This is a genomic window from Acidovorax sp. Root402 (assembly GCF_001425125.1).
GTDB lineage: Bacteria > Pseudomonadota > Gammaproteobacteria > Burkholderiales > Burkholderiaceae_C > Acidovorax > Acidovorax delafieldii.
This window is the reverse complement of sequence record NZ_LMDQ01000015.1, coordinates 71,131-95,475: the sequence shown is the minus strand read 5'-3', so window position 1 is coordinate 95,475 and position 24,345 is coordinate 71,131. Positions and strand designations below refer to the sequence as shown.

At 66.7% G+C, this 24,345-nt stretch carries 20 protein-coding genes; 11 read left to right on the top strand and 9 right to left on the bottom strand.

Annotated features, from left to right (window positions below; all coding sequences use genetic code 11):
* Window position 1 precedes the first annotated feature (1 nt).
* A complete protein-coding gene (locus ASC83_RS17350; protein WP_056065364.1) occupies window positions 2-1,093 on the bottom strand; it encodes an ABC transporter ATP-binding protein in 1,092 nt (363 codons plus the stop codon).
* A gap of 235 nt (window positions 1,094-1,328) precedes the next feature.
* Between ASC83_RS17350 and ASC83_RS17345 the strand changes: the two genes are divergently transcribed.
* From ASC83_RS17345 to proC, 3 genes are all read left to right on the top strand, one after another.
* Complete coding sequence (locus ASC83_RS17345) at window positions 1,329-2,093, top strand: DeoR/GlpR family DNA-binding transcription regulator (RefSeq protein ID WP_056065359.1); 765 nt, start codon at window positions 1,329-1,331, stop codon at window positions 2,091-2,093.
* A gap of 21 nt (window positions 2,094-2,114) precedes the next feature.
* Window positions 2,115-3,608, top strand: coding sequence for a glycerol kinase GlpK (gene glpK / locus ASC83_RS17340; protein WP_056065356.1), 1,494 nt, complete (start codon window positions 2,115-2,117; stop codon window positions 3,606-3,608).
* A 158-nt stretch (window positions 3,609-3,766) separates the two neighbouring features.
* Complete coding sequence (proC, locus tag ASC83_RS17335) at window positions 3,767-4,603, top strand: pyrroline-5-carboxylate reductase (protein ID WP_056065802.1); 837 nt, start codon at window positions 3,767-3,769, stop codon at window positions 4,601-4,603.
* Window positions 4,604-4,646: 43 nt separating this feature from the next.
* Here proC and ubiA read toward each other — a convergent pair whose 3' ends face one another.
* Window positions 4,647-5,540, bottom strand: a complete 894-nt coding sequence (gene ubiA / locus ASC83_RS17330; protein WP_056065352.1) for a 4-hydroxybenzoate octaprenyltransferase — start codon at window positions 5,538-5,540, stop codon at window positions 4,647-4,649.
* 197 nt (window positions 5,541-5,737) lie between these two features.
* On the opposite strand from ubiA, the gene ASC83_RS17325 reads away from it, so the two are divergent.
* From ASC83_RS17325 to ASC83_RS17310, 4 genes are read left to right on the top strand one after another with little or no spacing between them, the layout of a single operon-like run.
* Window positions 5,738-9,181, top strand: coding sequence for a response regulator (locus ASC83_RS17325; protein ID WP_056065349.1), 3,444 nt, complete (start codon window positions 5,738-5,740; stop codon window positions 9,179-9,181).
* Between the two features lie 8 nt (window positions 9,182-9,189).
* Window positions 9,190-10,026 (top strand): protein-glutamate O-methyltransferase CheR, encoded by an 837-nt coding sequence (locus tag ASC83_RS17320; RefSeq protein ID WP_056065800.1) that lies wholly within the window; start codon window positions 9,190-9,192, stop codon window positions 10,024-10,026.
* Window positions 10,023-10,646, top strand: a complete 624-nt coding sequence (locus tag ASC83_RS17315) for a chemotaxis protein CheB (protein ID WP_056065346.1) — start codon at window positions 10,023-10,025, stop codon at window positions 10,644-10,646. The genes ASC83_RS17320 and ASC83_RS17315 overlap by 4 nt, the downstream gene beginning before the upstream one ends.
* Window positions 10,647-10,698: 52 nt before the next feature.
* Window positions 10,699-11,823 carry a hybrid sensor histidine kinase/response regulator gene (locus ASC83_RS17310; protein WP_056065343.1) on the top strand — a complete coding sequence of 375 codons (1,125 nt, stop codon included), beginning with the start codon at window positions 10,699-10,701 and terminating at the stop codon, window positions 11,821-11,823.
* 97 nt (window positions 11,824-11,920) lie between these two features.
* On the opposite strand, the gene ASC83_RS17305 is transcribed toward ASC83_RS17310, so the two are convergent.
* The 5 genes from ASC83_RS17305 to recG form a co-directional block, all read right to left on the bottom strand.
* Entirely contained in the window at window positions 11,921-12,289 is a 369-nt protein-coding gene (locus ASC83_RS17305) for a response regulator (protein ID WP_056065339.1), read from the bottom strand.
* 170 nt (window positions 12,290-12,459) lie between these two features.
* A complete protein-coding gene (locus ASC83_RS17300) occupies window positions 12,460-12,978 on the bottom strand; it encodes a Dps family protein (RefSeq protein WP_056065336.1) in 519 nt (172 codons plus the stop codon).
* Between the two features lie 153 nt (window positions 12,979-13,131).
* Window positions 13,132-14,865 (bottom strand): dipeptidase, encoded by a 1,734-nt coding sequence (locus ASC83_RS17295; protein WP_056065333.1) that lies wholly within the window; start codon window positions 14,863-14,865, stop codon window positions 13,132-13,134.
* A gap of 146 nt (window positions 14,866-15,011) precedes the next feature.
* On the bottom strand, window positions 15,012-15,977 hold the full coding sequence (locus ASC83_RS17290) for a LysR substrate-binding domain-containing protein (protein WP_056065331.1): 966 nt from the start codon (window positions 15,975-15,977) through the stop codon (window positions 15,012-15,014).
* A gap of 41 nt (window positions 15,978-16,018) precedes the next feature.
* On the bottom strand, window positions 16,019-18,178 hold the full coding sequence (gene recG, locus ASC83_RS17285; protein ID WP_056065327.1) for an ATP-dependent DNA helicase RecG: 2,160 nt from the start codon (window positions 18,176-18,178) through the stop codon (window positions 16,019-16,021).
* A 110-nt stretch (window positions 18,179-18,288) separates the two neighbouring features.
* Here recG and ASC83_RS17280 point away from each other — a divergent pair, with 110 nt between their 5' ends.
* The 4 genes from ASC83_RS17280 to ASC83_RS17265 all read left to right on the top strand — a co-directional run bounded on the left by ASC83_RS17280 (window position 18,289) and on the right by ASC83_RS17265 (window position 22,670).
* Window positions 18,289-19,569: an HD-GYP domain-containing protein gene (locus ASC83_RS17280; protein ID WP_056065324.1), complete on the top strand. Its 1,281-nt coding sequence runs from the start codon at window positions 18,289-18,291 to the stop codon at window positions 19,567-19,569.
* Window positions 19,570-19,572: 3 nt separating this feature from the next.
* Window positions 19,573-20,532: a 1-phosphofructokinase family hexose kinase gene (locus ASC83_RS17275; protein WP_056065321.1), complete on the top strand. Its 960-nt coding sequence runs from the start codon at window positions 19,573-19,575 to the stop codon at window positions 20,530-20,532.
* A 90-nt stretch (window positions 20,533-20,622) separates the two neighbouring features.
* Window positions 20,623-21,768, top strand: a complete 1,146-nt coding sequence (queA, locus tag ASC83_RS17270; protein WP_056065319.1) for a tRNA preQ1(34) S-adenosylmethionine ribosyltransferase-isomerase QueA — start codon at window positions 20,623-20,625, stop codon at window positions 21,766-21,768.
* On the top strand, window positions 21,765-22,670 hold the full coding sequence (locus tag ASC83_RS17265) for a DMT family transporter (RefSeq protein WP_056065317.1): 906 nt from the start codon (window positions 21,765-21,767) through the stop codon (window positions 22,668-22,670). The genes queA and ASC83_RS17265 overlap by 4 nt, the downstream gene beginning before the upstream one ends.
* A gap of 727 nt (window positions 22,671-23,397) precedes the next feature.
* Here ASC83_RS17265 and ASC83_RS17255 read toward each other — a convergent pair.
* Together ASC83_RS17255 and ASC83_RS17250 are read right to left on the bottom strand one after the other, a co-directional pair.
* Complete coding sequence (locus ASC83_RS17255; RefSeq protein WP_056065313.1) at window positions 23,398-23,667, bottom strand: helix-turn-helix transcriptional regulator; 270 nt, start codon at window positions 23,665-23,667, stop codon at window positions 23,398-23,400.
* Between the two features lie 24 nt (window positions 23,668-23,691).
* Complete coding sequence (locus ASC83_RS17250; RefSeq protein ID WP_082437325.1) at window positions 23,692-24,291, bottom strand: DUF2975 domain-containing protein; 600 nt, start codon at window positions 24,289-24,291, stop codon at window positions 23,692-23,694.
* Window positions 24,292-24,345 lie beyond the last annotated feature (54 nt).

Below are 24,345 nucleotides of genomic sequence, written 5' to 3'. Positions count from 1 at the left end.
GTCAGCGACCTCCTTGTGCAGTAGCGGGCCGTGCGGGCGCCCATGCCAGTCGGCCGTCGGCACCAAACACATAAACCTGGGCAGGGTCCAGGTGCAGCGTGATGGGGGTGCCCAGTTCAAAGTAATGCACACCGGTCAACTGCGCCACCAGGTCACCCCAGGGTGTGGCCGCGTGCACAAAGGTGTCGGAGCCCGAAATTTCGGCCAGCTCGACCACTCCGCCCACGCTGATGTCACCCGGGCGGGCCACCACGCGTAGCGCACTGGCGCGCACGCCTGCGGTGAGCCCTGCAGCCGTGGCCACCCCTTGCGGCAGATGCACGGCCAGCTCCACCCCACCCTGCAGACGCACCCCGGAAGGGGCCGCCGAGGCAGCAATGAGGTTCATGGGCGGGTCGCTGAAAGCGCGCGCCACACGCAGCGAATTGGGGGAATGAAACACCTCGGCGGTGGGGCCATACTGCAGCAACTGACCTTCGTCGAGCACTGCGGTGTAGCCACCCAACAGCAGGGCCTCGCCCGGCTCGGTGGTGGCATAGACCACGGTGGACTGGCCGGCGGCAAACAGCTGGGTCAACTCCTCGCGCAGTTCTTCGCGCAGCTTGTAGTCCAGGTTCACCAGCGGCTCGTCCAGCAGCATCAGCGGCGCACCCTTGGCCAGCGCACGCGCCAGCGCCACACGCTGCTGCTGCCCGCCGGAGAGTTCGGCCGGGTAACGATCCAGAAACATGTCGATGTGCAGGCGGCTCGCAATCTCACGCACCCTGGCGTCGATGTTTTTTTCACCGCGCAGCTTCAGGGGCGACGCAATGTTGGCCGCCACCTTCATCGAGGGGTAGTTGATGAACTGCTGGTACACCATGGCCACATTGCGGTCGCGCACGGGCATGCCAGTCACATCCACACCATCGACCTTGACGGTGCCCGACGTGGGCGTATCCAGCCCGGCCATGATGCGCATCAGGCTGGTCTTGCCCGCCTGGGTCGCCCCCAGCAATACCGTCACGGCATTGGGCTGCAGCGACAGGTTCATGTCGTACAGCCAGGTCTGTGCCCCGACTTTTTTGCTGATGCTGTCCAACGCCAGCTGCATGAAGCATCCTCTTCCGGCCCTGAGGCCTGTGTGAAAGGGCTGCACACACGCACGGCAGCCCTCAAATTTCGATCTTTTTCATTTTTGTTCCTTTTTGTTCGAATCGAATCAAGGTTTACCCTTAATCAATTCGTTTTTGTTCGATTTACAGTCTTTAGCGTGCCACCGGGCACCAAAGCGAATGTTTCAGATTCGTTACGATTCGGTGACATAACACTGCGCACAACACCCGACCGTGAACACCAATCCCCGCCAACTCCAACTCCTCGAAGAAGTGCGCGCGCGCAAGTCCGCCACGGTGGAACAACTTGCCGACACCCTGGGGGTCACGCTGCAGACGGTGCGCCGCGATGTGCAGCGCCTGGCGGAGTCGGGACTGCTCACGCGCTTTCATGGCGGCGTGCGCGTGCCCAGCTCCACGGTGGAGAACCTGGCGCACACCCAGCGCGAAAACCTGCATGCCGAAGGCAAAGCGCGCATTGCGCGCGCCGTGGCCGAACAGGTGCCCAACGACTGCTCGCTGATCCTGAACATCGGCACCACCACCGAGGCCATTGCCAAGGCGCTGCTGCACCACCGGGGCCTGCGCGTGATCACCAACAACCTCAATGTGGCCGCGATCCTGAGCGGCAACCCCGAGTGCGAGGTCATCGTGGCCGGCGGCGTGGTGCGCGCCCGTGACCGGGGCATCGTGGGCGAAGCGGCGGTGGACTTCATCCGCCAGTTCAAGGTGGACATTGCGCTCATCGGCATTTCGGGCATCGAGCCGGACGGGTCGCTGCGCGACTTCGACTACCGCGAGGTGAAGGTGGCGCAAACCATCATCGAGCACGCGCGCGAGGTCTGGCTGGCGGCCGACTTCAGCAAGTTCAACCGCCCGGCGATGGTGCAACTGGCCACGCTGGCGCAGATCGACCGCCTGTTCACCGACGCACCACCGCCCGAGCCCTTCCCGGCCCTTCTGCAAGATGCTGAAGTCATCTGCACGGTAGCTGCATAGCTTCACCTATCCTTTGCCCTCATGACCTACCTGCTCGCTCTCGACCAAGGCACCTCCAGCTCCCGCAGCATCGTTTTTGACGAAGGCGGCCACATCGTGGCGCAGGCGCAGCTGGAGCTGCCGCAGATCTACCCCCAGCCCGGCTGGGTGGAGCACGACCCGCTGGAGATCTGGCGCACCCAGATCACCACCGCACGCGATGCGCTGGCCAAGGCGGACATTGCGGCCAGCGACATACGCGCTGTCGGCATCACCAACCAGCGCGAGACCACCGTGCTGTGGAACCGCCAGACCGGCCAGCCCGTGCACCACGCCATCGTGTGGCAGGACCGGCGCGCCGAACCCGCCTGCGCCCAGCTGCGCGAACAAGGCCATGCCGCCACCATCCAGGCCAAGACCGGCCTGCTGGTGGACGCCTACTTCTCCGGCACCAAACTGCAGTGGATGCTGGACCATGTGCCCGGCGCGCGGCAAGCGGCCGAGCGCGGCGAGCTGGCCTTTGGCACAGTGGACAGCTGGCTGATGTGGAAACTCACCCACGGCAAAGTGCACGTGACGGATGTGAGCAACGCCTCGCGCACCATGCTGTTCAATGTGCACACCAACCAGTGGGACGACGAGCTGCTGGCGCTGCTGCGCATTCCCAAGGCGCTGATGCCCGAGGTGCTACCGTCCAGCGCCCACTTTGGCGACATTGCGGCCGACCTGCTGGGCCACGCCATCCGCATCGGCGGCGTGGCGGGCGATCAGCAAAGCGCGCTGTTCGGCCAGGCCTGCTTCACGGCGGGCATGGCCAAGAACACCTATGGCACCGGCTGCTTCATGCTCATGCACACGGGCGGCACCTTCCAGACCAGCCAGAACGGCCTGCTCACCACCAGCGCAGCACAGGCGACGGCGCAACCTGAATTTGCGATGGAAGGCAGTGTGTTTGTCGGCGGCGCGGTGGTGCAGTGGCTGCGCGACGGCCTGCGCGCCATCTCCACCAGCAACGAGGTGGAGTCACTGGCCCAAAGCGTGCCCGATTCGGGCGGCGTGATGATGGTGCCCGCCTTCACCGGCCTGGGCGCCCCGTACTGGAAGCCCGACGCCCGCGGCACCATCACCGGCCTCACACGCGGCACCACGCTGGGCCACATTGCGCGCGCGGCGCTCGAAAGCATCGCCTACCAAAGCGCCGCCCTGCTGCTGGCCATGAGCCGCGACGCCGTGGCCGCCGGTGGCGCGCCCGTGAGCGAGCTGCGCGTGGACGGCGGCGCCTGCATCAACGACCTGCTAATGCAGTTCCAGGCCGACCTGCTGGGCATCCCGGTGGTGCGCCCTGCGGTCATCGAGACCACTGCGTTGGGCGCTGCCTACCTCGCGGGGCTGTCGAGCGGCGTGTACCGCAGCACGGATGAACTCTCGCAGCTGTGGCGCGCCGACCGCCGCTTTGTGCCCACGCTCGGCAGCGCGCGTGCGCAGGAGCTGATGGCGAACTGGGAACACGCCGTGCGCCAAACTACGGCAGCCTGAGGTCCCCGCGGCGCTGGGGTGACAAGGTCTCTGCCGTCCCAGTAGCCCGTCTTTCCTCCCATGAGTCCTGCCGCTGTCGCCGCTGCAGACATGGACTGACGGCCCGGCGGCGCTACCATCGTGGCCCTTCCTTGTTTGCCACCTTGCCTGCACGCACCATGAGCCAGACCACTGCCTCCCCAAACCTCCCCACCATCGCCTTCATCGGCGGCGGCAACATGGCCAGCGCCATCATCGGCGGCCTGATCGGCCAGGGCCACCCCGTGAGCCAGATCGAGGTGGTCGAGCCCTACGCCCCCACGCGCGAGGCGTTGCTCAAGAACTTTGGACTCACGGCGCAGCCCGAGGCGGGCGCTGCACTGCAGCGCGCCAGCATCGTGGTCTGGGCGGTCAAGCCCCAGACCTTCAAGGACGCCGCCGCACAGGCCAAGGCGCACACCCAGCAGGCCCTGCACCTGAGCGTGGCGGCGGGCATCCGCTCGGACAGCATCGCCCAGTGGCTGAGCACCGAGCGCATCGTGCGCACCATGCCCAACACGCCCGCGCTGGTGGGCAAGGGCATGAGCGCGATCTACGCGCGCCCCGCCGTGACCAGCGCCGAGCGCCAGAACGTGGAGGCCATCATGGCGTCCACCGGCGAATTCCTGTGGGTGGAGAGCGAGACCCAGCTGGACGCTGTCACCGCCCTCTCGGGCTCGGGCCCGGCCTATGTGTTCTATTTCCTCGAAGCCATGACACGCGCCGGTGTGGGCATGGGCCTGACCGAAGCGCAGGCGCACCAGCTGGCCGTGGGCACCTTTGTGGGCGCCTCGGAGCTGGCCCGCCGCTCGGACGAGCCGCCGGCCGTGCTGCGCGAACGTGTCACCTCCAAGGGCGGCACGACCTATGCGGCCCTGCAGTCGATGGCAGCCAGCGGCGTGTCGCAGGCGTTCGAGGCCGCCATGCGCGCCGCCGAAAAACGCGCCAACGAACTCGGCAACGAGTTCGGATCTTGATGTTTTGGGGCGGTAGCGCTAGTCGATCAAGCGCTGACCGCTATTAATTTGTGAGTACCGCCCGCACCAGATAGCTGCCCGCAATGCCCGCAAACACAGTGGCGCCCAGCCAGTGGTTGATGCGGAACGCCTTGAAGCAGCCGTCGCGGGTGCGGGTGCGGATCAGGGTGAAGTGCCACACGGCCTGGGCCAGCGCCACCGCAAGCGCTACATAAAATATAGCACCCAAGGCATACGGTTGTAGCGCTACCGCCCAAATACCCAAGAAAAGCAGATAAAACACCACGATGGCGGCCACATCCAGCCGCCCGAGGGTGATGGCCGAGGTCTTGATGCCTATCTTGAGGTCGTCGTCCCGGTCCACCATGGCGTATTCGGTGTCGTAGGCCAGCACCCAGAACATATTGCCCAGCCACATCCACCACGCCACCGCAGGCACGCTGCCCTGCACGGCGGCAAACGCGATGACGATGCCGAAGTTGAACGCAATGCCCAGCACCGCCTGGGGCATGGAGATGATGCGTTTGGTGAAAGGGTAGGCAATGGCCACCAGCACGGCGGGCACCGACCAGGCGATGGCGGCGGTGTTGGTGGTGAGCACCAGGCCAAACGACACCAGCGCCAGCAGCGCCCCCAGGCCCAGAGCCTCCTTCACCGACACCGCACCGGTGGTGACCGGGCGCTGCGCAGTACGCTTGACGTGTTTGTCAAAGTCGCGGTCGGCCACGTCGTTCACACAGCAGCCCGCGCTGCGCATGAGGATGGTGCCCAGCACAAACACCGCCAGCAGGTGCCAGCCCGGGAAGCCGTCGGCCGCAATCCAGAGCGCGCTCAGCGTGGGCCACAGGCACACCAGCCAGCCAGCAGGGCGGTCCCAGCGGATCAGGTCGAGATAGAGCGAAAAACGGCTGCGGGGGGAAACAGGGGACGACGACATGATGGGACCATTACAAGAGCAGGCTTCGCAGCAAGACGCTGCGGCGGGTGGCGGGCCACGGGCGCACAGAATGTAGCAGCAGCGCCGCGACCGGGGGCACGCATCCCCGGGGCCAGGTAACAGCCCCAGCGCGAGCACAAAACCCGTTAAAGTCTCCGCTCGTTCCCCCAACGCACCGCCCTCTGGGGCACCGACGCATGCCCCATACATCGACCTCCCAGGCCGCCACGCGTTTTGCTGTCCCCCGCGGAATGCTGGTGGGATTTGTGATTGCCGCCCTCGCCACCGTGCTGATCGCGCTGGTGAACTTCCGCACCGCCCAGGTGCGGGCGCAAGCGGTGGAAGCCATGGACGAAACCACGGTGACCATGCGCCACCTCAACCTGTTCGTGTCCTCGCTGAAAGACGCCGAGACCGGGCAACGCGGCTATCTGCTCACGGGGGACGACACCTATCTGCAGCCCTACAACCTGTCCCTGGGCGCCATGGAGCGCAACATGGCGCGCCTCAAGGAGCTGACGAACGACAGCGCCGTGCAGCGCCGCCTGGTGCTGCAGATCGACGACCTGCGCCACGAAAAACTGCGCGAGCTGGGCGAGACCATTGAACTGCGCCGTTCCAAGGGTCAGGAGGCCGCTGTGGCCGTGACCCGCAGTGATGCCGGCAGGGTGCTGATGGACCGCATCCGCGACCTGGCATCGGACCTGTCCACGCTGCTGAACCAGCAGCTGGAAAGTGACCGCAAGCAGTGGGTAGAGGCCGCCTCGATGTCCACCTACTACTCCTGGGGCGGCTCGTTCGTGCTGCTGGTGCTCATCTGCCTGTCGGCTGCCGCCAATGCACGGGAGTACCGCCTCAAGGCGCAGCAGTCGTGGGTGGCGGCCGGCCTCAACGGGCTGAGCCAGCGCATCCAGGGCGACCACCGGCTGGAGGACCTGGGCCAGCTCACGCTCGAATACCTGGCGCAATACCTGCGCGCGGCCGTGGGGGCAGGCTATGTGGCCGACTGCAACGGCGCGCTCACCCTGTTTGGTGGCTACGCCCTGCCCCGCGAACGGCTGGAGCAGCGCCTGCTGCCCGGCGAAGGCCTGGTGGGCCAGGTCGCGCGCTCGCGCCAGATGCTGCATGTGCGCGATGTGCCCGCCGGGCACCTGATGGTGTCGTCCAGCACCGGCCAGTCCGCACCAACCGAGCTGCTGCTGGCCCCCGCCATCGAGAACGGCGAAGTGTTTGCCGTGATCGAACTGGGCTTTCATCGCCCGGTGACCGAACCCGAGCGCACCCTGATGGAACGCGCCTCGCAGATGCTGGCAGTGGCCGTGCGCGCGGGCATCGACCGCAACCGGCTCGAAGCCTTGCTGGAAGAAACCCAGCGCCAGTCCGAAGAGCTGCAGACCCAGCAAGAAGAGCTGCGTGTGAGCAACGAGGAGCTGGAGCAGCAAAGCCGCATCCTGCAAGAGTCGCAGGCCCAGATGGAGGTACAGCAGACCGAGCTGGAGCAGACCAACGCCCACCTGGAGGCGCAGACCCAGCAGCTGGAATACCAGCGCGAACAACTGCTGCGCGCCCAAAGCGCCATGACGGACAAGGCGCGCGAACTGGAGCTGGCCAGCCAGTACAAGAGCGAGTTCCTGGCCAACATGAGCCACGAGCTGCGCACGCCGCTCAACTCCACCCTGATCCTGGCCAAGCTGCTGTCCGACAACAAGCCGGGCAACCTGAGCGCCGAGCAGGTGAAGTACGCGCAGACCATCTACGCGGCGGGCAACGACCTGCTGGCACTCATCAACGACATCCTCGACCTGTCCAAGATCGAGGCTGGCCAGGCCACCGTGTCGGTGGAAACGGTGACGCTGTCCAAGGCACTGCAAACCCTGATCGACCCGCTGCGCCCGCTGGCGCAAGAGAAGGGCCTGACGCTCACGGCCACCGTCGCGCCCGACGCACCCGCCATGCTGGACACCGACCCGCAGCGCCTGGGGCAGGTGCTCAAGAACCTGCTGTCCAACGCGCTCAAGTTCACCGAAAAGGGCTCAGTGGCGCTGCATGTGTCGCGCAACCCGGACGACACCCTGTCGTTTGCCGTCAAGGACACCGGCATCGGCATTCCGGCGCACCAGCAGGAGCTGATTTTCGAGGCCTTCCGCCAGGCCGATGGCAGCACCCACCGCAAGTACGGCGGCACGGGCCTGGGCCTGTCGATCTCGCGCGATCTGGCGCAGCTGCTGGGAGGCTCCATCCACGTGCACAGCACGCCGGGCGAGGGCAGCGTCTTCACCCTGGTCCTGCCCCAGAAGCTGGTGCCTTCGTCGCCTGAAGCTGAACCCGCAATGCCGCTGGCGGCGCCTGCGCCAGCCCACGCGACGGCACCGGTCGTCGCACCGGTTCCTTCGGCCCCCGCGTTGCCACCCGTGGCGGCCCCCACCGCACCCGTAGCCCCGCGCCGCGCGAGCGCGCGCAGCATTCTGGTGATCGAGGACGACGTGCGCTTTGCGCAGATCCTGGGCGACCTGGCCGGTGAGATGGACTTTGACTGCCACCTGGCCCACAACGCGGCGGATGGCCTGGCCTACGCCGTACACAGCCTGCCCAGCGCCATCGTGCTGGACGTGAACCTCCCCGACTTCTCGGGCCTGGGGGTGCTCGACCAGCTCAAGCGCAACCCGGCCACCCGCCACATTCCGGTGCACGTGGTCTCGGTGGCCGATTACTCGCAAGAGGCCCTGGGCCGGGGCGCCGTGGGCTACGCCCTCAAGCCCGTCAAGCGCGACGAACTGGTGCATGCCCTGCAGCGGCTGGAAGCCAAGTTCACCCAGAACCTGCGGCGCGTGCTGGTGGTGGAAGACGACGAACGCCAGCGCGAGAGCGTGCGCCACCTGCTCACCAACGACGACGTGGAGATTGTGGGCGCCGGCACGGCGGCCGAGGCGCTGGCGCACCTGCGCGGCTCCACCTTTGACTGCATGGTGATGGACCTGAACCTGCCCGACCTGAGCGGCTACGAACTGCTGCAGCAGATGACGGAGCAGGACGGTGTCTCCTTCCCGCCCGTCATCGTGTACACGGGCCGTGCCCTGTCGCGCGACGAGGAGCAGCAACTGCGCCGGTTCTCCAAGTCCATCATCATCAAGGACGCGCGCTCGCCCGAGCGGCTGCTGGATGAAGTCACGCTGTTCCTGCACCAGGTGGAGTCCGAACTGTCGGCCGAACACCGCCAGATGCTGCAGGTGGCCCGTAACCGCGAGACTGCCCTGGAAGGCCGCAACGTGCTGGTGGTGGAAGACGATGTGCGCAACGTGTTTGCGCTCTCGAGCATCCTGGAGCCCACCGGCATCCGTGTGGAGATCGCGCGCAACGGCCTGGAGGCCCTGCAGGCGCTGGAGCGCGCCGGCAGCGGCGGCCACCCTGCGATTGACCTGGTGCTGATGGACATCATGATGCCGGAGATGGACGGCTACACCGCCATGCGCGAGATCCGCAGCCGCCCCGAGTGGCGCCGCCTGCCCATCATCGCGTTGACCGCCAAGGCCATGAAGGACGATCAGGAAAAATGCCTGGCCGCCGGGGCCAATGACTACATCGCCAAACCGCTGGACGTGGAGAAGCTGCTGTCCCTGGTGCGGGTGTGGATGCCCAAGTAGGCCCCGCCATGCCCCATCGCAAGGCCCGCACCGCCGACATCGAGCAGCGCCTGCTGATCGATGCCATCTACCACCGCTACCACTACGACTTCAGGGGCTACGCGCAGGCGTCGCTCAAGCGGCGGCTGGCGTCGGCGCTGGTGCAGTTTGACTGCAAGACGCTGTCGCAGCTGCAGGACCGCGTGCTGCACGAACCCGCCGTGTTCCCTGCGCTGCTCGAATACCTCACCGTGCAGGTGAGCGACATGTTCCGCGACCCCAGCTACTTTCAGGCGCTGCGCCAGGAGGTGGTGCCGCTGCTGCGCACCTACCCGTCGCTCAAGGTCTGGGTGGCCGGGTGCAGTGCGGGGGAAGAGGTGTATTCGCTGGCCATCCTGCTGCAGGAAGAAGGCCTGCTGGACCGCACGCTGATCTACGCCACCGACATCAACCCGCACGCGTTGCGCGCGGCAGAGTCTGGAGTGTTCGACGTGTCGCGGGTGGCGGCTTTTACCGAGAACCATGCGCGATCCGGCGCCCGCAGTTCGTTGTCGGACTACTACGCTGCCGGCTATGGCCGCGTGGTGTTCGACAAGGGCTTGCGCGAGCACATGGTGTTCTCTGACCACAGCCTGGCCACCGACAGCGTGTTTGCCGAGGTTCATCTGGTGTCCTGCCGCAATGTGCTCATCTACTTCGAGCGCGACCTGCAAGACCGCGCCCTGGGGCTGTTCCGCGAGTCGCTGTGCCATCGGGGGTTTCTGGGTCTGGGGTCCAAGGAGTCTCTGCGGTTTTCAGCGCACACCGATGCCTTCGAGGACTTTGTGAAGGAAGACCGCATTTACCGAAAAAAGGCCGGGCTGTGAGCACCACCGACCTCGCGCCCAGACCAGCACCTTCCGGGGGCTACGCAGCCATCGTGGTGGGCGGTTCCTCGGGCGGTATCGACGCCTTGCTGGAACTGCTGCCCGCGCTGCCCGCCACGCTGCAGGCGGCTGTGCTAGTGGTGCTGCACCTGCCCCGGGACCGGCGCAGCCTGCTGGTAGATATTTTTCAGCCCCGCTGCGCAATGCCGATGCGCGAGGCTCAGGACAAGGATGCCATCACTCTGGGCTCGGTGAGCTTTGCGCCACCGGACTACCACCTACTGGTCGATGCTGGGCCCCAAGGCCCGCATGTGGGGCTGTCGGTAGACCCTCCCCTGCATTTTTCCCGCCCCTCCATCGACGTGCTGTTCGAATCGGCGGCAGACCACTACGGCCCCCGGCTGGTGGGCGTCCTGCTGTCGGGCGCCAATGAAGACGGTGTGCACGGCCTGCAAGCCATTCAGGCGGGGGGCGGCCTCACCATCGTGCAAGACCCCGCCAGCGCCAGCATGCCCACCATGCCGCAGGCGGCCATCGCGGCCTTGGCGGTTGACCACATCCTGCCCCCTGAAGGCATTGCCAGGCTGCTGGTGGACCTGCACCGCCGCCAGCAGCTTTGATACGGGCATATGCGTCCTTCCTTGAGAACCCCATCCACCCTCCCCACCGCCCATGCCCCAGACTGACCGCACCAAATGCCTGCTCGTTGACGATGTCGAGGAAAACCTGATCGCCCTGGAGGCGCTGCTGCAACGCGACGGGCTGGACATCCTCAAGGCCCAGTCGGGCCCCGAGGCCCTGGAACTGCTGCTGGCCCATGACGACGTGGCCCTGGCCTTGCTGGACGTGCAGATGCCCGACATGAACGGCTTCGAGCTGGCGGAACTGATCCGGGGCAGCGAGCGCACCCGGCACATCCCGCTCATCTTCATGACAGCGGGCTCACGCGAGCAAAACTGGCAGTTCCGGGGGTACGAGAGCGGGGCGGTGGACTTTCTATACAAACCCATCGACCCGCACATGCTCACCAACAAGGCGAGCGTGTTCTTTGAACTGCACCGGCGCAAGCAGGCGCTGGCGCACGAGCTGCGCGCACGCACCGAGGCCTTGCGCATCAACGAAATGTTCATGGCAGTGCTGAGCCACGACCTGCGCACACCACTGCAGTCCATCGTGGCGGCGGCCACCGTGCTCAAGCGCCAGCCGCCCCCCGACAAGGCGGTGCTGATGGCCGACCGGGTGCTGGGCGCCAGCCAGCGCATGGGCCACATGATTGAAGACCTGCTGGACGTGACCCGCATTCGCCAGGCGGGCGGGCTGGCGCTGCAGCTGGGCTCCACCCACATGCAGGCGCTGGTGCAGCGCACGCTGGATGAGATGGCCACCAGCCACCCGGAACGCTACATCGGGTCCACCCTGCAAGGCGACCTGGCCGGCACCTGGGATGCCGAACGCCTATGTCAGGTGATCACCAACCTGGTTGGCAACGCCCTGCACCACGGCAGAGTCGACCACCCTGTGCAGATTGCAGTGGACGGTACCAGCCCTGAGGAGGTGAGCATCACGGTGTCCAACGGCGGCACCATTCCCCCTGTGCTGCTGCCGCATTTGTTCGACCCGTTCCGGGGTGGAGAGCGTGAGCCCGGCCGCCACCAAGGGCTGGGGCTGGGGCTCTTCATTGCGCACCAGATCGTGCGGGCCCACCATGGAACCATCGAGGCCCAGTCACGGGACGATGTCACGACCTTTCGGGTGAGGCTGCCGCGCCACTCGCCAGTACGCAGCCCCCGCAATTGACTGCGCGCAGCCCAGCACAACAGCGCAGGTCACCACGACCAGGCGGGTGGCGTGATGAAGTAAAGGATGAACAGCGAGCGATCGGCGCTAGCAAGCCTCAGCCGGCGGCTGAAGCCAGCGCTGTATGGATGGACTCGAGCAAATGCTCCAGCTCTTCCAGCTCAAAAGGTTTGAGCAATGCGCGCACGTTGGGCCCCCAACTGCGCGGGTGGCTACCCAGCTCGTAGCCGGAGCACAGCACCACCCACCGCTGCGGATCATCCGCCAGCAGCTGGCGGGCCAGTTCCGTGCCCGAAAGGCCGGGCAGGCTGACATCGGTCACCACCACATCAAAGACGTCCCCAGCATCCAGAGCCAGCGCCTCCTCGGCAGTGGCGCAGGGCGTGACCGTCCGGCCTTCACCTTCCATAAGCATGCCGATGGTCTCGCGCAGCTCCGGGTTGTCTTCAACGTACAGGATTCGCATACATCAGAGGGGATTGATACGCCATGCCGCCCTGCGAAGAAGGGAGCATGACCAAAACCCGCATCATGCGCAGGCGATGGAACTGCGCCATGTAGGACAAGGCGCTCTTCTTCGCTGTGCTGCAGTGTTCTGCGCCCCTCGGGTAATGCGCGTGGAAGCTGCGAACCCTTTTACTCTTCGAGCAGCGAGCGCAGCATCCACGCCGTCTGCTCGTGCACCGTGAGGCGCTGCGTCAGCAGGTCGGCCGTGGGCTCGTCGCTGGCCTTGTCGGCCAGAGGGAACAGGCTGCGCGCCGTGCGGGCCACGGCTTCGTGGCCCTCAACCAGCACACGCACCATGTCCAGCGCCTTGGGGGGCTTGGCGGGGGCGTCGGGCACCGTCGCCAGCTTGCCAAACTCGGCATAAGAACCTGGTGCCACATGGCCCAGCGAGCGAATGCGCTCCGCAATCGGATCCACCGCGTTCCACAGCTCTGTGTACTGCGCCATGAACATGGTGTGCAGGGTGTTGAACATGGGGCCCGTGACGTTCCAGTGGAAGTTGTGGGTGGTGAGGTACAGCGTGTAGGTGTCGGCCAGCAGGCGCGACAGGCCCTGAGCGATGGCAGCGCGATCCTTGTCGCTGATGCCGATGTTGATGCTGGGGGCAGAGGTTTTGCCGGATGCGGCTTTGCCAGGAGCTTTGGCCATGGGGAGGTTCCTTCCGTGCGGAGAACATGAAACACCCCGCGCTGTGCGGGGTCCTCAAATACTGTAGCGCAAGCGCCTGGCCCCCAGTGTCAGCCAAGGCCGATGTCTTGCACCTGGGTCAAGAAAGCGCAAGCGGAGCCAAGCCCCACAGGCTTATTGCATGTGCGGCAAGTTGCCAATGCGCACCAGCATTTCGGTGAACATCTGCATGTCGGCATCCAGGTCCGCCACTTCCTTGAACTCCTTGGCATTGTGGGCGGTGTACTTCTTGCCAGGCATGGCAGGGCCAAAGTTGATGGCGTTGGGCATCAGCTTGGCGGTGGTGCTGCCGGCCGTGGGCACGGGCTTGGCTTCGAGGCCAGTGGTGTCGCCAAAGGTGTTGAGCAACGTGGCCAGCCAGGCGCCCTTGGGGTCGCGGGCCATCCAGTTGCCTTGATTGTGGTCAACCTCCACCGCCACGCCCGCCTGGGTGCCCCAGGTCTTGATGCGTTCGGTGGTGGCTTTGGCCAGTGCTTCGGGCGTGTTGCCCCGGGGCATGCGCACGTTCACCAGCACATCGACCTTGCCATCCTTTTCGCGGATGAGGTTGGGAGACATCGTGAGCGGGCCCATGAAGTCATCGCTGTAGGCCAGCCCCATCGTACGACCCAGGTAGTCGGTGCCATACAGGTCTGTGAGGTAACGCACGGCCTGCGCGTAGCCGTTGGGGGCCAGCACTAGGCCCGACTCCTTGATAAACAGCGCCAGGCGCGGCAGCGGATTCACGCCTTCTTCGGGGCGCGAGCCGTGGGCCGATGCGCCCGTGACCTTGACCAAGACGTCTGCGCCTTCACGCGCCACATCGATGCTGAACTTGCCGCCCTGGCTGGTGTATTTGCCGATAAAGGCGTCCTTGCCAGCGCTGAGCTGGCGGGTGGTGGCATCGGCGTTGCCGCCACGCAGGCGGGCCGTGGCCGTCTGGGGCACGGCGTTGGCCGATGCGGCGCCCGCCATGGCCACGATGGTGGGCTGGTTGCCTGCAGCGGCGCCCAAGGCAAAGGTGGTGCGCAGCGCACCCGAGCCCTTCTCGGCCACCACCGCAGGATATTTGCTATCGAGCACGATGTTGTACTCAGGCAGCGAGGTCTTGGCGCGGTAGTACTTCATCGCATCGCCACCGGTTTCTTCGGTGGTTTCGATCATGAGTCGGATGGTGCGCGCCAGCGGCAAGCCGCTGTCCTTGACGGCCTTCATCGCAAACAGCACCGTGGCGATGGAGCCCTTGTCGTCAATGGAGCCCCGGCCATACAGGTTGCCGCCCACGCGGGTCAGCTGGAAGGGGTCAAGCTTCGTGCCATCGTCCAGCACCCATTCGTCGGCCACCACGGGCACCACGTCGGCATGGGTGAGGATGCCGAATTCTTCGGGGCCACTGCCGGGCAGCTTCACTTCAAAGATGCGGTTGTCCACATTGCGGTACTGCAGGCCAAAGTCCTTGGCCATCCCTTCGACCAAGGCACCGAACGCGATGATGTGCTTGTCTTCGTGCGGCGGCACCTTGTCGGCCCGTACCGTGGGAATGGCCACCATCTTCGCCGTGGCGTCGATCACCGCCGCCTGGTTGCGCAAGCGGTTGTGCAGCCCCAGCAAGCGGCTGATGTTGACCAGGTCATCACCCACCAAGGGCTTGTGCGCCAGGTAAGCCGACACGGCGGTCTGCAGCTGCGGCTGCATCTGTGCAGCCAGCGCCAGGAACTGTCGGAAGTCCGCTGCGGCAGCGGCGGCAGGCGCGGCCGCAATGCGGTCGAGCGCAGGCTTCTTCAGCGTCTGGGCTGCGGGTGGTGGGGTGGGGGTGGAGCAAGCCGTCAGGGCGGCAACCAGCGTGGCGGTGAGCCAAAGCGTCTTCATAAAAACCTCTTGTGGGGGCAAAGGCACCGACCGCCGATGGGCAGAGGGCGCCGTGGAGCAGGGCCTGCCCGGGCCGGGTGGACCTGCGCAGGGGCGGCGGGAGTGTAGCGCCGATTCCAGGAAGCGAATCAGTGCCCAGCAGCCGTTCAGGACAGTCGCGTCACGCCTGGCAGCTCGCAGGCATAGATGGCGTTGCGCAGGGCGGCAATGGCTTCGTAGCGCGTGAAGCTGCGGCGCCACGCCAGCACCACGCGGCGCACGGGCGGCGGGCCACCGTCTTCCTCACGGATGGGCAGGTAGCGGATGTAGGTCTCGTCGCTCTTGCGGCGGCGCGACACCGTGAGCAACGCATCGCGCGGCACCGACAGGCGTGGCACCAGCGTCACCCCCATGCCGGCGGCCACCATGTGCTTGATGGTCTCCAGCGATGAGCCCTCAAACGACTTGCGGATGCCCTCGGCATTGCTCGCAAAGCGCGCGAACTCGGGGCACACCTCCAGCACATGGTCCCGGAAGCAATGGCCCGCACCCAGCAGGAGCATGGTCTCGTTTTTCAACTCGGCAGCCGTGACCGACTTCTTAACCGCCAAGGGGTGCGTGCTGGGCACGGCCGCCATGAAGGGTTCGTCATACAGCGGCGCCATGGCCAGGCCAGTGTCGGGGAAAGGTTCGGCCAGGATGGCGCAGTCGATCTCGCCCGTGCGCAGCATCTCCAGCAGCTTGACGGTGAAGTTCTCCTGCAGCATCAGCGGCATCTGCGGGGTGCGCGTGATGGACTGGCGCACCAGCTCGGGCAGCAGATAGGGCCCGATGGTGTAGATCACGCCCAGCGTGAGCGGCCCGGCCAGCGGGTCCTTGCCGCGCTTGGCGATTTCCTTGATGGCCGCGGCCTGCTCCAGCACGCTTTGCGCCTGGCGAACAATGTCCTCGCCCAGCGGGGTCACCGTGACTTCGCCCGCGCTGCGCTCGAACAGCTTCACGTCCAGCTCTTCTTCCAGCTTCTTGATGGCCACCGAGAGCGTGGGTTGCGACACATAGCAGGCGTCGGCCGCATGGCCAAAGTGCTTCTCGCGGGCCACCGCAACGATGTACTTGAGTTCGGTGAGGGTCATGGTGTGTTCCTGCGGGCCACGTCAGTGTCGTTCTGAGCGTCTCATGCCTTGAGATAGTCCGATTTTCCACCCAACCAGCGCGCCACGTGTTTGGCGGCCAATTCCGGGTAGCGGTCCAGCATCTGGGGGGCCAGCTCGCGCGCCCATTCCAGCAGATGGGTATCGGTCGCCAGGTCGGCAAACCGCAGCAGCGCATCGCCCGACTGGCGGGCGCCCAGAAACTCGCCGGGGCCTCGGATCTCCAGGTCGCGCCGGGCGATCTCGAAGCCGTCGTTGGTCTCGGCCATGGCACGCAGGCGCTCCTTGGCGGTTTCGCCGACGCGGCCACTGTCGTTGGTGGCATACAGCAGCACGCAGGCCGAGGCCGCCGCGCCGCGCCCTACCCGGCCGCGCAGCTGGTGCAACTGGCTCAGGCCAAAACGCTCGGCATGTTCGATGACCATGAGCGAGGCGTTGGGCACGTCCACGCCCACTTCAATCACGGTGGTGCTGACCAGCACGCCCATCTGGCCGCTGGTGAAGAGCGCCATCACGGCCTTCTTTTCGGCGGTGGGCATGCGCGAGTGCAGCAGGCCGACCATGCAGCCCGGCAAGGCCTCGCTCAGGTCGGCATGGGTGGCCGTGGCATTGCTCAGGTCCAGCGCCTCGCTTTCTTCAATCAGCGGGCACACCCAGTAGACCTGCCGCCCGGCCTCGACTTGCGCGCCGATGCGCTCGATCACTTCGTCCTTGCGGCTGTCGGCAATCAGCTTGGTGACGATGGGCGTGCGGCCTGGCGGCAGCTCGTCGATCACCGACACATCCAGGTCCGCGTAGTAGCTCATGGCCAAAGTGCGCGGGATGGGCGTGGCGCTCATCATGAGCATGTGCGGCTCCATGCCGTGTGCAGCCAACTTTTGCCGCAAGGCCAGCCGCTGGGCCACGCCAAAGCGGTGTTGCTCGTCGATGATGGCCAGCGCCAGGTTCTTGAACTGCACCTGGTCCTGGATCACGGCGTGCGTGCCCACCACCAGCGCCGCCTCGCCGCTGGCCACCAGCGCCAGCATGGCAGTACGGTCCTTCTTCTTTTGCCCGCCCACCAGCCAGGCCACCTTGCGGCCGTGTGCGGCCAGCAGCGGTTCGAGCCAGCCGATCATCTTGGCAAAGTGCTGCTCGGCCAGGATTTCGGTGGGTGCCATCAGCGCGCACTGCCAGCCCGCGTCCATGGCCAGGCAGGCGGCCAGGGCCGACACCACGGTTTTGCCCGAACCCACGTCGCCCTGCAGCAGACGGTGCATGGGCACCTGGCGGGCCAGATCGGCCGCAATCTCTTCGCCCACGCGGCGCTGGGCCGCCGTCAGGTCAAACGGCAATACGCCCATCAACTGTTCGTGCAATGGCAAGGCGCCGTCGGTGCTGCGCCGGGGCCGCAGCACCGGCGCGCGCAGCATGTCGCGTTCGCGCCGCGACTGCTGCTGCGACAGCTGCTGGGCCAGCAACTCCTCCGCCTTCAACCGCTGCCAGGCGGGGTGGCTCTGGTCCTCCAGCGTGGACAGCGCCACATCGGGCGTGGGGTGATGCAAAAAAGTGAGCGCCTCGCGCAAGCTGAACCTGCGCTGCAGGCCATTGGGGCCATAAACCCGGGCCATCGGTGGCTCTGTGCCGGGTGGCAGGGTGTCGGACAAATCCACCCGCGTCAGCGCACTGACGACGGCCCGGCGCAGGTAGGGCTGGGGCAGTCCGGCGGTGGTGGGGTAGACGGGCGTGAGAGCGGCGGGCAACTCGCCACCCGCCACGCGGAAGGCCGGGTGCAGCATCTGCCGCCCCCAGAAGCCGCCTTTGACCTCGCCCCGAATGCGCAGGCGCGCGCCCACGGCCAGGGTCTTCTGGTGCGACGGGTAGAAGCTGAAAAAGCGCAGCTCACAGCTGCCGGTGTCATCCTCCACCTGCACCAGCAGCTGGCGGCGGGGGCGCAGTTGCACCTCGCTGGCAGTGACCGTGGCCTCGATCTGCACCGTTTGCCCGTCGCGCGCATTGGCCAGCGGGGTGATGCGGGTTTCATCTTCATAGCGCAAGGGCAGGTGCAGGGCCAGGTCGATATCGCGGCGCAGGCCCAGTTTTTGCAACGCCTTCTGCGCCACCGAGGCCGCACCCTGGCCACGCGCGGCCGGGACGGCGGAGCGCGCAGTGGGTTTGGCGGGAGCAGGGGCGTCAGCGGGCATGGGGAGCAATTTGCTAGGGAAAACGAGCGGAGATCGCAGCCTGAAAAGGCTACCATGGTTACCATTGCTAACGCCTGATCACGGCGTGTTTTCGAGTCCGGGGCCCCGTCATGCTCAAGCGCATTCAAATCCAACACCTGACCTTGGGCATGTACCTGCACGAGTTTTGCGGCTCGTGGATGGAGCACCCCTTCTGGCGGGCCAAGTTCCTGCTCAAGGACCCCAAGGACCTCGCCCGCATCCAGGCCACTGCCATTCAGGAAATCTGGATCGACACCGACAAGGGCCTGGATGTGGCCGCTGGCACGGCGTCGATGTCGCGCGAAGAGGTGGATGCGCAGATCGAGACCGACTTCAGCCGCCTGGAGGACCTGCCCCCCATCAAGGTGACGCTGCCTTCACCCCCTCCTCCCCCCAAGCGGGACCGCCAACCGGCGGACATGCACAGCGAACTGAGGATGGCCGCCGCCATCTGCGTCAAGTCCAAGGAAGCGGTGGTCTCGATGTTCAACGAGGCCCGCATGGGCCGCGCAGTGGACTCGGCCAGTGCACAGAGCCTGGTGGAAGAAATCTCCGACTCCGTCACCCGCAACCCCGGCGCACTCATCAGCCTGGCGCGGCTGAAGACGGCCGACGACTACACCTACATGCATTCGGTGGCGGTGTGCGCGCTCATGGTGGCCCTGGCCAAGCAGCTCAAGCTCAAGGACGACCAGCAGCGGCTCGCTGGCATGGCAGGCCTGCTGCACGACCTGGGCAAGGCGGCCATCCCGCTGGCAGTGCTCAACAAGCCCGGCAAGCTCACTGACCAGGAGTTCACCGTGGTGCGCAGCCATCCGGTGGAGGGCTACCACATGCTCAAGGAAGGCGGCAACGTGCCCGACGCCGTGCTGGACGCCTGCCTGCACCACCATGAAAAGGTGGACGGCTCGGGCTACCCTGACAAGCTGCAGGGCGAAGGCATCAGCGTGATCGCCCGCATGACGGCCATCTGCGACGTGTACGACGCCATCACCTCCGACCGGCCCTACAAGCGCGGCTGGGACCCGGCCGAGTCGCTGCGCCGCATGGCCGAGTGGACCAGGGACCACTTTGACGCACGCATCTTCCAGGCGTTTGTCAAAAGCATCGGCATCTACCCCGTGGGCTCGCTGGTGCGGCTGACCTCGGGCCGCATCGGCATCGTGACTGAGCAATCGCCCACCGCGCTGACCACCCCCATCGTCAAGGTGTTTTTCTCGACCAAGTCCGACCTGCGCATTCCGCCCGAGGTGGTGAACCTGGCCGCCCCGGACTGCAACGAGAAGATCGTGGCACGCGAAGACCCCGAGAAGTGGCGCTTTCCCGACCTGGACGAGCTGTGGTCCGGCTTCTCCGACAAGGTCTGGTAGCACATGCCTGCACTGATCATCACCCTGACACTCAACCCCGCCCTGGACCTGGCGACCACCACCGACCACGTGGTCCCCACACACAAGCTGCGCTGCGGCCCGGTGTGGCGGTTTGCGGGGGGCGGCGGCATCAACGTGGCGCGGGTGCTGCACCGCCTGGGCGCGGACGTGAGCGCGTGGGCACTGGCGGGCGGCGCGGCGGGCGCCCAGGTGCAGCAGTTGCTGGCCGGCGAGGGCGTGCCCACGCGGCTGCAGCGCATTGCGGGCGACACGCGCGAGAACTTCTCGGTGGTCGAGACCACCACAAGCCAGGAGTTTCGTTTTGTGCTGCCCGGCCCCACGCTGCAGGCCAGCGAGTGGCAGGCCTGCCTGGATGCGCTGGCTACCCACACACCGCCACCCCGCTGGCTGATTGCCAGCGGCAGCCTGCCGCCTGGCACGCCGGACGACTTCTACGCCCAGCTGGCGCGCGCCGCATCCGGCCGGGGCGTGCGGGTAGCCGTCGACACCTCTGGGCCGCCGCTGGCGGCGGCATTGCAGGCCGGGGTGGCGCTGGTCAAGCCCAGCCTGCGCGAGCTGCGCGACCTGTTGCAACAGCCCCTGGAACAGGCGGCCGACTGGTGCACTGCCGCCCAGTCGCTGGTGCGCAGCGGCGCTGCCGACATCGTGGCGTTGTCAGTGGGCGAACAAGGCGCCGTGCTGGCCACGCGCGAGGGCGTGTGGCAAGCGCCAGCCCTCAACGTACCCGCCACCTCCGGCACCACGGGCGCGGGCGACTGTTTTCTGGCGACCCTGGTCTGGGCGCTGGACCGGGGCGATGCGCCGGCCGAGGCCCTGCGCTGGGGCGTGGCGGCCGGAGCGGCCGCGCTGCTGCACCCTGGCACCACGCTCGCACAGGCGGATGACGTGCGGCGGCTGGTGCGCAGTGTGCCCGCGCCGATGGCGTTCACCCCCCAGCCATAGCACCGCGCCTGCAGCGCCCGCACCCGCGTGTGACAATCGCGCCTTCCGCAATTTTTACCTTGGCACGGGCCCGTTCGGCCCTCAAGCACGATGACTGATCTCTCCAGCGGCGCAGCCAGCGCCCCCACAACACCCCGCGTGTTCACCCTCAGCGACTTCGACTTCTCGCTGCCCCCCGAACTCATTGCCCAGCACCCCGCGCCCGAACGCAGCGCATCGCGCCTGCTCGACGGCCGCGCCATGCAGCCGGTGGACCGCATCTTCCGCGAGCTGCCCGGCCTGCTGCGCGAGGGCGACCTGCTCGTATTCAACGACACGCGCGTGGTCAAGGCGCGCATCTTTGGCGAGAAGGCCAGCGGCGGCAAGCTGGAGCTGCTGATCGAACGCGTGTTGCCCGCCGAGGCTGGCAACCCGGGTAACGAAGTCGTGGCCCACATGAAGGTCAGCAAGAAGCCCCTGCCCGGCAGCGTGGTGCACATGGCCGGTGGCCGCAAGGCGGGCGGCTTTGACGCGCAGTTGCTGGGCCGCTGGCCCACCGAGGACGGCCCGCTGTTCCGCTTTGCGCTGCACGGCCCCGCAGGCGAATCGCCCTGGGAGCTGATGGACCGCCACGGCCACCTGCCGCTGCCGCCCTACATCGAGCGCCAGCAAAACACCGACCACGACCCCGACGAGGCCGAGGACAGCCAGCGCTACCAGACCGTGTTTGCCCGCAACCCCGGCGCCGTGGCAGCGCCCACGGCCGCACTGCATTTTGACGAGGGCGTGCTGGCCGACCTGGCTGCACGCGGCATCGAACGTGCCAGCGTCACGCTGCACGTGGGCGCAGGCACCTTCCAGCCCTGCAAGACCGAGAACCTGGCCGAGCACCAGATGCACAGCGAGTGGTACGAGATTCCGCTGGCCACGCTGGCCGCGCTGGAGCGCTGCCGCCAGCGCGGCGGCCGCGTGGTGGCCGTGGGCACCACCACCGTGCGCACACTCGAATCCTGGGCGAAGACGGGACAGGCCTCTGGCGACACCAACATCTTCATCACACCGGGCTTTGCATTCCAGGTGGTGGATGTGCTGGTCACCAACTTCCACCTGCCCAAGAGCACGCTGATGATGTTGGTGAGCGCGTTTGCGGGCTACGCCCACATCATGGGCCTGTACCGGCACGCCATTGCGCATCAGTACCGCTTCTTCAGTTATGGCGACGCCATGCTGCTGGAGCGTGCGCGCGGCACGCCGTGAGTCCCCCCGGCCCTGCGTCGTCGACCAGCCCTGCAGCCCGCCGGCGTGCGGCGCTGGCAGGCATCGCGCTGGCCGTCACGGCCTGCGCGTTCTTTGCGCTGCTGGACACCGCGAGCAAGCTGGTCAGCGTGGGCGTACCCATCGTCATGGCGCTGTGGATGCGCTATGTGTTCCAGTCGCTGCTGACCACGGCCTTCGTGCTGCAACGGGCGGGGCGCCCTGCCCTGCGCACCACACAGCCCCGCTTCCAGGCCTTGCGCGGTGCGCTGTTCGCCATGACCAGCCTGTTCGGCTTCATCAGCCTCACGGCCCTGCCACTGGCGGAGTTCACGGCCATCGTGGCCACGGTGCCGCTGTGTGTGACGGTGGTGGCGGCCCTGTGGCTGCACCAGCCCGTGAGCGCGGTGCGCTGGCTGCTGGTGGTCACCGGCCTGGCGGGTACGCTGGCCATCATCCGGCCCGGTGGCGAGGCCTTCACCTGGGCGCTGCTGTGGCCGCTGTGCATGCTGGCTGCGGGCACGGGCTACCAGGTGTTGAGCAGCAAGATGGCCGGGCACGAGAGCCCCGCCACCACGCAGCTCTACACCAGCTGGATCGCCACCGCGCTGGTGTCGCTGGGCGTGCCGTTCTTCTGGCAGCCGGTGAGCGACCCGTGGCTATGGGCGGGCATGTTCACCATGGGCCTGTCGAGCGCGGTGGGCCACATGCTGCTGCTCCATGCCTATGCGCGCACCACGCCGGTGACGATTGCGCCGTTCCTGTATTCGCAGATCGGGTTTGCCATGCTGGCGGGCTGGCTGGTGTACCGCCATGTGCCCGATGGCTGGTCGATGGCCGGGATCGCCGCGATCGTGCTCAGCGGCGCGGCCAGCACCTGGCTGACCGTGCGGGAAACGCGCTGACGGCACTGCCCATCGCCGCCCCAGCATTCAGCGGCAGGTGCTGGTTGGCGCAACGCGGGGCGCAGCCCCCATGGACGGAGGCTGGTTGGCCGAAGGCAACTCCACACAGTAGGTGCCCCAAGGGCCCGCAGCCTGAACCGTGCGCCGGCCCTCTGCGCCGCGCAGGTCGCGCTCGGCAATGCCAGATCCCAAGGCACCCGCTGGAGCGACTTCCCAGCGCTGATGCGGCGGCTGTGGTTGCTGTGCGCCTTGCCGGCGCTGCCAGGCCCGCTCGCGCTGGAGCGCCCATGCCACATCGTCCATGCTGGGAGCAGCCCGTGGGGCATCACCCGGCCCGGATGCCGGCGCCTGCGGCGCGGGCGCAACCGGCAGGGCGGCAGTCAAGCCCTCCACGCTGCCATCAGGCGCAGCAGGCTCCACAGCGATCGGCCGCCCGCTGCGGGTAACGGCCTGCTTTGGGCCCTGCCCGCTGGCAACGGGTGTGGCGCTCCGGGTTGGAGCGGCAGGCTGGGGAACGGCAGCTGGCAACGGCTCGCTGGGTGCCGTAGACGCGGGCAGCGGCACCAGCGTCACCCATACCATGGCAGGTGCATCGCTGCGCTCGGGCGAAGTTCGCAGAGCACCATCGCTTCTGCTCAGCATCGCCAGAACCAATCCATGCAGCAACAGCGCCCCACCTACTGCCCAGGCCAGTCGCGGGCCGGAGCCGCGCGTGCCTCGCACTGCCCTAGTCGCCCTGGGCCAAGCCACCAGCCCCGCCACGCGAAGGCGCCTCGCTATCCTTCGTGTCCGCATCGGGCACCCAGGCCAGCAGGTCTGCCGGCTGGCACTGCAGATAACTGCAGATGGCGGACAGGGTCTCGAAACGCACGCCCTTGACCTTTCCGCTCTTGAGCAGGGACAGGTTGGCCTCGGTGATGCCCACATGGGCCGCCAGATCGCGCGACTTGACCTTGCGGCGCGCGAGCATTTCATCCAGGGTCACGACAATCGCCATGGGAATTCCTTCGCTGGCGAGTTGCTAAACAAACGCATCCGCTTCGGCTTGCAGGCGGTGGCCCTCGGCCAGCACGTGCCCCAGGAGCAACATCATCAGTCCCACGACCAATACGCTCATTTCAAACGGCCCCACGCCCAGCGCCACCAGGCCGTTCTGCTGGCCGGAAGCCAGCCAGGACAGCAGCGCCGTCACCCCCGCCTGGTAGACGAGTGAAGTCACGAACATCGCCAAAAAGCCCCAGCCCACGCCACGGAACCCGTGCACCACCGCCGGCCCGAACACGGCCCCGGCCAGAAAGGACCGGCAGATGCGATGCACGCACAGCACCGCATACAGCATGGCCGCAGCGGGAATGCACTCCAGCGCCACGCCCACCCAGCGCCAATGGGTCTCCATGGAGGGCGGCGGTGTGAGGCCGACCAACAAGGCCTGCGAGGGCACCACCGAAAGCGGCATCCAGCCACCCCAACCCGTTTCATGCCCGATGGCCGCCCAGCGCGCCATCGACAACACCAGCGATACCAGGGCACACGCCCAGCTGGCCGCGAGAAGGCCCCAGGCCAGGCGGCGAAACGAGGGGCTGTGAACAGAAGATACCGATGGGGGTAAATGTTGCGTCATGGTTGGTGTATTTTTCTGTAAAACAATAATAATATACCGTCAAACAGAAATTTA

Coding starts and splice junctions, on each gene's coding strand:
- ASC83_RS17350 (WP_056065364.1), bottom strand. CDS start 1,093: ATGCAGCTGGCGTTGGACAGCATCAGCAAAAAAGTCGGGGCACAGACC.
- glpK (WP_056065356.1), top strand. CDS start 2,115: ATGACCTACCTGCTCGCTCTCGACCAAGGCACCTCCAGCTCCCGCAGC.
- proC (WP_056065802.1), top strand. CDS start 3,767: ATGAGCCAGACCACTGCCTCCCCAAACCTCCCCACCATCGCCTTCATC.
- ubiA (WP_056065352.1), bottom strand. CDS start 5,540: ATGTCGTCGTCCCCTGTTTCCCCCCGCAGCCGTTTTTCGCTCTATCTC.
- ASC83_RS17325 (WP_056065349.1), top strand. CDS start 5,738: ATGCCCCATACATCGACCTCCCAGGCCGCCACGCGTTTTGCTGTCCCC.
- ASC83_RS17320 (WP_056065800.1), top strand. CDS start 9,190: ATGCCCCATCGCAAGGCCCGCACCGCCGACATCGAGCAGCGCCTGCTG.
- ASC83_RS17310 (WP_056065343.1), top strand. CDS start 10,699: ATGCCCCAGACTGACCGCACCAAATGCCTGCTCGTTGACGATGTCGAG.
- ASC83_RS17305 (WP_056065339.1), bottom strand. CDS start 12,289: ATGCGAATCCTGTACGTTGAAGACAACCCGGAGCTGCGCGAGACCATC.
- ASC83_RS17300 (WP_056065336.1), bottom strand. CDS start 12,978: ATGGCCAAAGCTCCTGGCAAAGCCGCATCCGGCAAAACCTCTGCCCCC.
- ASC83_RS17295 (WP_056065333.1), bottom strand. CDS start 14,865: ATGAAGACGCTTTGGCTCACCGCCACGCTGGTTGCCGCCCTGACGGCT.
- ASC83_RS17290 (WP_056065331.1), bottom strand. CDS start 15,977: ATGACCCTCACCGAACTCAAGTACATCGTTGCGGTGGCCCGCGAGAAG.
- recG (WP_056065327.1), bottom strand. CDS start 18,178: ATGCCCGCTGACGCCCCTGCTCCCGCCAAACCCACTGCGCGCTCCGCC.
- ASC83_RS17280 (WP_056065324.1), top strand. CDS start 18,289: ATGCTCAAGCGCATTCAAATCCAACACCTGACCTTGGGCATGTACCTG.
- ASC83_RS17275 (WP_056065321.1), top strand. CDS start 19,573: ATGCCTGCACTGATCATCACCCTGACACTCAACCCCGCCCTGGACCTG.
- queA (WP_056065319.1), top strand. CDS start 20,623: ATGACTGATCTCTCCAGCGGCGCAGCCAGCGCCCCCACAACACCCCGC.
- ASC83_RS17255 (WP_056065313.1), bottom strand. CDS start 23,667: ATGGCGATTGTCGTGACCCTGGATGAAATGCTCGCGCGCCGCAAGGTC.
- ASC83_RS17250 (WP_082437325.1), bottom strand. CDS start 24,291: ATGACGCAACATTTACCCCCATCGGTATCTTCTGTTCACAGCCCCTCG.